Below are 7930 nucleotides of genomic sequence, written 5' to 3'. Positions count from 1 at the left end.
TGTGCTGTTCTAAAATGGTATATCATCCCACTCTTCTTGCTTAGGTTGAGAAAATAGAATAATGTTTGGAACATTGAATTTAGATAGCATGCTATTAAGCGAGTTAATAAAGTCACTTGAGTTGACTAAAATTTTATTTTCTGATACTTGCTGCTTTAGATTTTCTAAAATCTCAGTCGAAATACTATCAATAGACTTCATGGTTCTGACTTTGTCCAATGCGTCTTCAATATCCGTCGCTTGGCTTATTGCGCTTGATAGAGCTGAAAGAATTTTGGCATTGGTCTTCGGTGATTTTACTAATGTTCTGAAAATTGCGTCAGCCACTTCAGCAACGCTTTTATTAGCGGCTTGAATACCCTGATATTTCCCAATGAAACCGTATGGGTCTAGTCCTTTACGTACAGGGATAATTAAAACATCACGCCCAACTGCAACTCCAACCTCTTGAGCACACCAGTTACTTTCCTTAAAGCCATCCATCAAAATAGCAGCTAGAGCATCCATTGTGTGCAAGCCAGCCTCAATTTCACTTTGCCATTCTTTTGTAGGCTCTATGTCTTCATGTGCCACAAAACTTGAAATCGCATAACGTCGTAAAGCAGATTGAAGGCGGGATGTTTGTACTTTGAATGTTGCTAAATGACTTAAAAATAGACGGAAGTGACCAGCCTTCCAGAATGTCGCATTTTCCACAGTTTTAGTCGAAGAAGGGGTATCAACACCCAACTCACTTGCGATTCTAAACAACACATCTTCATCAACTTTTGCAAGTACATCTTTAGCGTAGATTCGCTTACTGTTAGTGTTTGGGTTCATATTTTTTAGGTCGATTTTATGCCCCGAAAAATACATATCAATTTCATCAAATGTCATTCGTGATTGCAGTTCAACACCGAGCTTTTCAAGAAACTCTATTTTTTCAATTCCGTTCATATACCCTCATTTGATTAATAATAGTGCTGAAGCACATAATGCCCCGCTCACCCGCACATATTGAGGAGAGCATTTTTGTGTAAAATGGAGCGCAGCGACACACAAAAACGAGCGTAGCAACATGTGTCGGCGTGCAGCGGTTTGTATGGATAATAAATATCTAAATTCTGATAAAGTGAGACCCAGGCTTTAGCAGCAACTAAAGCTTTCTATACAGCAGTTCGATGCAGCGTTGGATCCTCGATTGAGAGACCGGTAACAAGAACAAACGCTGCATAGGACTCCAAGCACCACACTCGAATAGTCTTCTGGGTCTCGAACCCACATTATGCAAGCAAGAGTTAGCTTATTATGAATACAAAAATGAATCAAAATATCTACGTTGGTGTTGATACGGGGTAGAACCCCAATGATCGTAGTACCCATGCCGTTCTCCCAAAGTTTTGACTTGCCTAAAAAGGTTAGTCGGTCATTAGAGCGGGAGTCCAATTATCTTGTTATGCTTTTTTAAACTCCAGCTCAAACCTATCTTGGCTTGTGCTAGTTTCATATAGTTTTACATGCTTTAGTTGCGAGTTATTCCTCAACAACGACTTTAGCTCCTTTTTATGGCGATCTTCCATGCGGCATCCCATATATACACTTTTAATAGATTTGGGTGGAACTTTATACAAAAAGATAGTAGTTGGATCCTCTGAAAGATCACGCAGATATTGAGAATATGTAGCATCTATATACGTCTGAATATTCTCTTCTTCTGTTAAAAATGGAGAAGAACAATGATATAAAATCTCTTGTGCATCTTTGTACATGCAATCCTTTATATTTACCATAGCCATGGTATCCCCGATATCAATTATCTCTTCAATGCCACTACTACTAATTGAAAGCTCAACATCAGGCAAATATTTTTTATTTATAATAATATAATCAGCTGTAACAAGCGGCAATATTACTCTATGTTCCTTCTCATAAATCCATTCATCACTTTTTATTAAAAAATGCTCTAATATACTATCGAATTTTTTAATATTTGGTCTCATATTGTTGTAATATACTTTTTGTATCTTACCTGAGTTTATGTTATTAACTCGTTCTGTTTCTATGCTATTTTTTATGTATGCCTCCTCTTCATTGTCAAAGTCAAATACAGGGAAGCTTTTATATGAATCAAAGATTTGATAATTATAATCAAACTCAATTACAATTCCTTTATGTTGATCTGCATAATGTGACCACATTAGTAGATTATTATTGGTCTCTGTAAGTGACACTATCGAATAATCAAAATAAGACGCTTTAGATAATTTATCAAATATTTCTTTTTTAGATTTACTCCTTATATGACTAGAGCTTGGACGAAGCTCGAACGGATCATTCAAAGCATATTTTTGACTACCTCGAATCAGCAAGTTCTCAAAAAACGCTCTTCTATAAGGAGTGTACTTGTATATTTTCCCCAACACTAATCTAACACCTTTGTAAAATATAAAATGTAAAGCTAACGCCCGCCTTTGGGGCAGACTAAGCACAGCGTTTTTGGCTGTCCCAGCCCCGCAGGGGCGACAACAGGCGCTTGTTATGTGATTTAGTCATTGCAAAGCGCCAGAGCTGAAACGATAAGACTCCCAACTGAAATTATAGCGGCGGCCAAAGCAAAAGCGCCCGGATTCCGATTTAGAGCATTAAGGAACCGCTGACACTTACTAACGGAAACTGCTTCATATCCCTCTTTTGTAAAATGGAATACAAGCCCGCTTTGGCGAAGCGAAGTAAACCCTTTGCTTCTAACTCCTTAGAATATTCAAGAATATGCGATTTAGCCACGCCGTTGTTCACCTCATAAAATTCATCTGGTAGGTGTTCGACGCTGTAGGTGGTGTAAAAATCACATTTATCAATATTTCGGACGCCGTACCCAAATCGGCGGGTATAGTCTTCATATAACCAAAGCAAGAACTGCTTTTCAATAGTAGTTAAAAGAGTTCATGCTGGCTCGTCACTACGCGTGAAAAACCATTAAAACGTATCTTTATTGGGTGGTGCAATTTATTCGTTTTCACAATAACCGACACCCGAAAGATCTGGCAAATACACATGTAGAGGACTTTTTAACGCACCTTGTCGTTAACCTGAAATGCGCTGTTGCTACGCAATCTTTGGCATTAAACGCTTTGGTCTTTCTCTATCGAGATTTTCTAGAGCAACCTTTAGACATTGATCTGCGTTTTCGACGTTCAACAAAAAGTCGAAAACTACCTGTAGTGTTAACTCCTGCGGAAGTCGTCTTACTCTTTTCGTCCATTCCACCTCACTCTTTGTTGCCATATCAATTGATGTATGATTCAGGCCTACGATTAATGGAAACTGTGCGTTTAAGAATCAAGGATATCGACTTTGACTACGGTGCTCTGAGAATCTGGCAATTTTTATTTCCTGCCCGCCAACTTAGCCCGTATGGCTTTATGCAAGGCTGGTATCGGCACCATATTCATGAAACATCGTTACAAAAAATGATTCGTAAAGCAGCGGACAGAAGCAATATTGGTAAACCACTTTCTTGCCATACATTGCGCCACTCCTTTGCCACACACTTACTCAAATCAGGAGCAGACATCCGCACAGTACAAGAGCAACTAGGGAATTCAGATGTGAAAACCACCCAAATTTATACGCATGTGATCAACCGTGGTGCAAGTGGTGTAAAGAGTCCGCTTTCACATCTCATGGTGTAACATGACATTTTTCCACGCTACCGCTCTTTCGCATACGAAATATGGGTATAAACATTATAAATTCATTGCATATATTTATAGCAAATAGTCACTGTGATGCCTACGGTAAATGGGGAGTCGACTATAAAAAACAATCTGGCTAGCGGATGAAGATAAAGGGATAAAGAAGGAAGATAATTTTCGATGCATGCTGAATAAGTGGAATTACCCCTCAAGCCGCGTCAGACAAACCTTCTCCACCAGCCCTTTCAGCTTCTCCACTTCCCCTTGCAGATACACCAATTCTTCTTCGGTGATTTCGTAATGCATCGAGTAACGGGCGTCAATGTAGGCGCGTTGCAGGCGGCGAAAGCTGCGGCGGTGGAATTTGTCGTCCATCGGGAAAATATCAGCGAAAGCAAGATCTTGCTCGGCACAGTATTTTTTCAGCTTTTCGATATTGTGGGTTTTGGGTAGGTAGTTACTCAGAACCAGTAAGGTACAGGCGAACAATCGCTCTGTGGATTGGTGGAGTTGAAATGCTGCGTTGCTCAGCCATTTCTTATCAGAAAGAGCCTGACCAAAGAAATGAAAAAACTGCTGTGCACTTTCAAACCAGTAATCATAGTGCCCTTGGGCAATTTGACGACGTTCTTCATCACTAAGATCCCCCGGTTCGGCCAGTTCTTTCGGCGTCGCAGCAAAGATTTCGATCCCCTCTTCGCGAATATCCTTGAAAAAATAGTGACCCTGTCTGAGCTGTTCATTCACTTCTTCCAAAGTATGCACAATCAGCCCCAGCGGTGCGCTTTTGACTTTGCGGTCGATCTGCTCTTCGGCCCTGCGCCAGACAAGATCCTCTTCCACCAGCGAGGGTTTGTTGACGATCACCAGAATGTCGTAATCACTGACATAGCCGTTGGGAATATCGCTCACCCAGCCGCCTTTGGCGTGGCTGCCGAACAGAATGATTTTCAGGATCCGGAACTCGGCTTTACTCCCCTGCTTGCCAACGATGTATTCTTCCAGCGTATCGCGCAGAATGGTTGAAATCAGCGCAAGCTCGTGCTGTTTACGTTCAGGGAGATGATCGAGTGAAGTCTTCATATCTGAATGATTTGAATCAGTTAGCCAACATGGCTCTAGTGTGTCGGGGTGTCGTGCAAAAGTCTACGAGTTTTAACCGGTTTAAATCAATGTCGCGGCCTTTTCCCGAGACACTTCACATCAATGTATTCTCATGCTGCAATATTGATTTTATGGTATAGACTTCAAAAATAAAACCCGGATTGAACCGGGTTTTATACCAATGTAATCACAAGAAGGAGGCGGGAAAACCGCCTTCTTTTTTATCAGTCAGAACGGATGATTAAAAGCCGATTTCATCCACAGTGAAGCTGCTGCCACATTGGTTAGAAAACTTCGGATCAGCATCCATCATTAAGCTTTCAAGGGAAGAATTTTCATCCAGTTGTTTCGGCAAATTAATATAGACATCCACTAATTTGCTGTTCTTACATGAAATCTGTAACCGTTTATGCGCTTCGTCGAAAAACGCCTGATCCACAACATCAAAAAAGTCCTGCGTGGAGACAGATTCACCGAGATGCTCCTGCATGAAATAAGCGATATTCTGGTTAAATTCTTTTTGCAGACGAATTGCAGTTTTAAAATATTCATCCGCGTTTCTTTGCGTCTGGCAGGTACCGTGCTTGTACCATTCATGACGTTGTAAACAAGAACCATAGGCTGCACTTGGCATATATTGTCCCAGTAATGCCAGCGTCGATGATGACATCGGAACCGCATCATAGCTGCAGAAAGGACTCACCGAGTGAGAATAGCTGCCACAGAATCCGTAACTTGTGCCACAAGAGGCTTTATTCGGCCATAAACCATGCAGGGTAAAGTTTCCGGCCTGATAAGCGCTGGAATCCGTGACCTTACATTCAGGCTTTGACGTGTGTGTTTCACAGAAAGCTGGCTGCCAGCTGAGAGCCAAGACATAACTGTCTTCCTGACCCGCCGTTGAACAGCTGCCAGAACCCGAACTGCCAGATGAAGAAGAATCACCACCTTTTACCTCACCACAACTGGCAGAGACCCAACGCAACTGCGGATTAGCATTTTCAACCACCACCCGGTACCAGGTGGCGTCATTTTTATTCGCCTCACGAATTTGGTAAGGCTGCCCGGAAACCAGATAGATGTTACCAGGATTGGTTTTCTTGTTTTTTGATTGATAAGCCGGACATGACTGGCTGGCATAAAAAGTACCAGAGAAAGTCACCGCGGAACTCTGCCCGACAACACCGAACAACAGTGCCAGGGCAGAAAAAACAGCCAACAGAGTTTTTAGTTTCATTTAACAAATTTCCTATATAAATATGTGTAAGCGTCGAAATATTAAACATATCAAATTAAATAAGAAAGAAGTTAAATAAAACTTAGTATCATATTATTTTTGCGAAATAATCATGACACTGTTTTTTCACCGGTTTAAATCAATGCCGCGGCCTTTTCCCGAGACACTTCACATCAATGTATTTTCATGCTGCAACATTGATTTTACGGTATGGATTTCAGAAACGAAAAAGGCCGCAGACGAACGTCTACGGCCTTGAATTTGGCGGTGAGTGAGAGATTCGAACTCTCGATACGTTGCCGTATACACACTTTCCAGGCGTGCTCCTTCAGCCACTCGGACAACTCACCGAATTGTTGAAAATATTGTTCCAACGGGGCGCTAATTTAATGATTCTTCGGAAGAAGGTCAAGGAGAAAAATCGTAAAAATTGCCCTTTGACAATCAAATGGTTATTAATTAACTGATTGGCCGATTAACTGAACAATCTGAAGCTGAAACCGTAAGCGAATCAGACATGATAATAACCGGGCACCCGGAACCAACGCCGACAACAATCGAGAAAGTAACCATAAACGACCCCCATACCACAAGAAATTACCGCATTAGTAGAGACAGCTGTGATAATTTGATCGGATGTTGCGCCGACCGCCAGTAAGATTCCTACATAGACCGGTGATTGAAATGCCACATAGGCAAACAAGTCACAAATATTTTTCATCCATCCGCTGGGAGAAATACGCCGCCCGGATCTCAAGACAAAATCGCGGAAAATTCCATACGGCCAAGCAATGGCAATATTTACTGGGATCGAAAGCAGCCTTGAAGATAGCGACTGTTCCAACGTCATTCCCGAGATAAACACCTCAATGCCCATGCCTGTCACAAAACAGAATACCACCATTGCAAATGTATCGGCAGCTGCATGGCGAACACAGAAAGGCGCGCTATTTTTCATTTCATCTCACTTCAAAAAAGCAACATTATTTATGCGCATTAAAACACAATATTTATAAAATTAATCACCATTTATTAAACAATTAACTAAATATAAAACCAAGATCAAACCACAAAACCAGCATAAAAAACTACAAAAAATAAATGGTTAAGTAGTTGTAAATAAAGAAACAAAATTAAAACAAACGCCTGTAAAACCACCTGTTTTTAAAGAAACGGAATCGGATGTCTCGCAACTTCTTTCAATTTCAAATACCATAATGGTTCATCCACTCAATCGATTTAATCAAGAAGCATGAATGTGACACTAACTGAAATTATTGCGTCGGTAGAACAGCCCGAACAACTGCTCAATGAACATCAGATGACGGGATTTATTGTCGCGCTCGCTGCAACACCTTATCTGATTTCACCGGAAGAATGGCTCCCCTATCTTTGGGGTGGGAGTGACGTCGCACCGTTTGCTGAACCCGCTCATCTTGAGATGTATTGCCAACATGTCGTTCAACAATGGAATACGGCTCGGGAATCATTACTCAGTGGCTCATGGCAATGGCCGACATCATGTCAGCTCGATGATGAAGAAATTGTCAGTCAGGCAACCCGGGACTTCTGTGAAGGCATGTTACAAGGCTGGCAGTTGACCAAAGATGACTGGGAAGCACTCATGCCACCGGAAACGGAAAATGGAGCGTTACTCGGGGGTGTTTTACTCTCGATGACCATCCTCTATGATCCAGAAACCTCTTTGGTAACATTAAATGAGGCTGGCGCAGATGCAATCGCTCAGTTCGAAGAGATTTATCAGGCGATGCCAATGATGTTATCCGGTCTCAGTCAGCGTGCACAGGCGATTGCTGAATCTGACGGTTAAACCAGATTAAAAAAGGAAGGCTATACCAGCCTAATACCGTTCACTTAAGGAGAGCGGCATTGTTTTTTCTAGGGTATCGGCTTG

At 41.6% G+C, this 7930-nt stretch carries 7 protein-coding genes and 1 tRNA gene; 2 read left to right on the top strand and 6 right to left on the bottom strand.

Annotation, left to right across the window (positions count from 1 at the left end; genetic code table 11):
* Positions 1-9: 9 nt before the first annotated feature.
* Positions 10-936, bottom strand: coding sequence for a toll/interleukin-1 receptor domain-containing protein (locus tag AC55NX_RS20155; protein WP_496997353.1), 927 nt, complete (start codon positions 934-936; stop codon positions 10-12).
* Between the two features lie 497 nt (positions 937-1433).
* Positions 1434-2402: a DUF2971 domain-containing protein gene (locus tag AC55NX_RS20150; protein WP_496997352.1), complete on the bottom strand. Its 969-nt coding sequence runs from the start codon at positions 2400-2402 to the stop codon at positions 1434-1436.
* Positions 2403-2954: 552 nt separating this feature from the next.
* Here AC55NX_RS20150 and AC55NX_RS20145 point away from each other — a divergent pair.
* Positions 2955-3671: a tyrosine-type recombinase/integrase gene (locus tag AC55NX_RS20145; RefSeq protein ID WP_496997354.1), complete on the top strand. Its 717-nt coding sequence runs from the start codon at positions 2955-2957 to the stop codon at positions 3669-3671.
* 204 nt (positions 3672-3875) lie between these two features.
* Here the strand turns inward: AC55NX_RS20145 and AC55NX_RS20140 are convergent, their stop codons facing one another.
* The 4 genes from AC55NX_RS20140 to AC55NX_RS20125 form a co-directional block, all read right to left on the bottom strand.
* Complete coding sequence (locus AC55NX_RS20140) at positions 3876-4757, bottom strand: HEPN domain-containing protein (RefSeq protein ID WP_496997351.1); 882 nt, start codon at positions 4755-4757, stop codon at positions 3876-3878.
* Positions 4758-5019: 262 nt separating this feature from the next.
* Positions 5020-6015, bottom strand: coding sequence for a ribonuclease T2 family protein (locus AC55NX_RS20135; RefSeq protein WP_496997350.1), 996 nt, complete (start codon positions 6013-6015; stop codon positions 5020-5022).
* Between the two features lie 262 nt (positions 6016-6277).
* A tRNA-Ser gene (locus AC55NX_RS20130) sits at positions 6278-6365 on the bottom strand.
* A gap of 161 nt (positions 6366-6526) precedes the next feature.
* The gene (locus AC55NX_RS20125; RefSeq protein ID WP_059120546.1) at positions 6527-6973 is read right to left on the bottom strand and encodes an L-alanine exporter AlaE; all 447 of its coding nucleotides are present in this window, start codon (positions 6971-6973) and stop codon (positions 6527-6529) included.
* Between the two features lie 300 nt (positions 6974-7273).
* On the opposite strand from AC55NX_RS20125, the gene AC55NX_RS20120 reads away from it, so the two are divergent.
* Positions 7274-7846: a UPF0149 family protein gene (locus AC55NX_RS20120; RefSeq protein ID WP_496997349.1), complete on the top strand. Its 573-nt coding sequence runs from the start codon at positions 7274-7276 to the stop codon at positions 7844-7846.
* The last annotated feature ends 84 nt before the right edge of the window (positions 7847-7930 follow it).

It is taken from the genome of Vibrio rubrogenes, from assembly GCF_059641415.1.
The sequence above is the reverse complement of the archived record's forward strand: the minus strand, read 5'-3'. Positions and strand labels throughout refer to the sequence as shown.

Bases quoted from the DNA above. Each gene is read 5' to 3' on its own strand.
- AC55NX_RS20135 (WP_496997350.1), bottom strand. From the start codon at position 6,015: ATGAAACTAAAAACTCTGTTGGCTGTTTTTTCTGCCCTGGCACTGTTG.
- AC55NX_RS20155 (WP_496997353.1), bottom strand. From the start codon at position 936: ATGAACGGAATTGAAAAAATAGAGTTTCTTGAAAAGCTCGGTGTTGAA.
- AC55NX_RS20140 (WP_496997351.1), bottom strand. From the start codon at position 4,757: ATGAAGACTTCACTCGATCATCTCCCTGAACGTAAACAGCACGAGCTT.
- AC55NX_RS20125 (WP_059120546.1), bottom strand. From the start codon at position 6,973: ATGAAAAATAGCGCGCCTTTCTGTGTTCGCCATGCAGCTGCCGATACA.